Below are 1,164 nucleotides of genomic sequence, written 5' to 3'. Positions count from 1 at the left end.
TCACGCCCGGGTTCGTGCAGCACCTGCAGGCGGGTTTCGTCGCAGTGCAGCACGGGGTAATCGAGCAGCGTGTCGCGCATCAGGTTGAGCAAGGGTTGCAGGCGCTCGCCAGACTGGATGACCCAGCGCGCCAGGGTTTGCCGCGGGATGTCGACGCCGTGACGGCTGAGCATTTTCTCGAAACGGTACAGTGGGATGCCGTCGGCGTACTTGGTGGTCAGCAGCATGGCCAGCACGCTGGGGCTGGCTAAGCTCTTCTCGATCAGTTGCGCTGGCTTGTCCGCTGTAACCGGGGCGGTTTCACAGGCCTTGCAGGCGTAGGTCTTGCGGATGTGTTTGATCACCCGCACCTGCATCGGGATGATCTCCAGCTGCTCGCTGGTTTCCTCGCCGATGGCTTGCTTACGGCAACCGCATGCGCAGGTCAGTTCGTGCTCGGGCAGTTCGTGGATGACCTCGACGCGCGGCAGCTCGGCCGGCAACGGCTTGCGCTTGCCGCGGCGCTTGACCGGGGCCACAACGTCTTCTGCCTCGGTTTCCTCGCCGTCTGAGTCGACAACGCAAGCAGGCTCTTCGACCAGCTCTTCGGCCTCGTTGAACATGGCCAATTGAGGCGAGTCGGCGTCTTCAGCGCTGCGCTCGGATTTTGGCGAGAACAGTTTGTGACGCAGCAGGACGACCTGTTCCTGAAGTTGCAGAATCAGGGCCTTGAGCAGGACGGGATCGTCAGGGAGGGAGTCAGCGCCATATTTCATGGCGCGGATTATACCGGCTCAGGCCACGAAACGCGGCGTCAGAACCCGGTGCGGTCGATTACTCCACAGGTCGATACCGTCGAGTAGCCAGTTCAGCTCATCGACCGTCAGTTCGATGGCCTCGTCACCCGCCTCGGGCTTGGTCTTGAAACGCTCGGCTTCTAGGCGCTTGAGCCACAGACAGAAGCCATTGCGTTCCCAGTAGAGGATCTTGACCTGGTTGCGGCAGCGGTTGAGGAACACGAAGAGCACCGGGTTGAATACTTCCACTTTGATGTCCAACTCGACCAATGCTGCCAGGCCGTTGATGGATTTGCGGAAGTCGACGGGCTTGGGATAGAGGTAGACCTTCTGCACCTTGGTGTCGGGACGCATCATGAGGGTGAGCTCCAGCAAGAAATGGGAGCTC

Annotated in this window: 2 protein-coding genes; both read right to left on the bottom strand. The window is 60.7% G+C overall.

The features are described from left to right. Window positions 1-755: IS66 family transposase (locus BMW49_RS24375; protein ID WP_139205726.1), on the bottom strand; the 755-nt coding region annotated here is incomplete at its 3' end. An 18-nt stretch (window positions 756-773) separates the two neighbouring features. Then, the coding region (tnpB, locus tag BMW49_RS24370) for an IS66 family insertion sequence element accessory protein TnpB (protein ID WP_482822340.1) at window positions 774-1,164 on the bottom strand (391 nt) is incomplete at its 5' end.

The organism is Pseudomonas cuatrocienegasensis (assembly GCF_900110925.1).
Taxonomy (GTDB): domain Bacteria; phylum Pseudomonadota; class Gammaproteobacteria; order Pseudomonadales; family Pseudomonadaceae; genus Aquipseudomonas; species Aquipseudomonas cuatrocienegasensis.
Note: the sequence above shows the minus strand (reverse complement) of the source record. Positions and strands in the feature narration are given on the sequence as shown.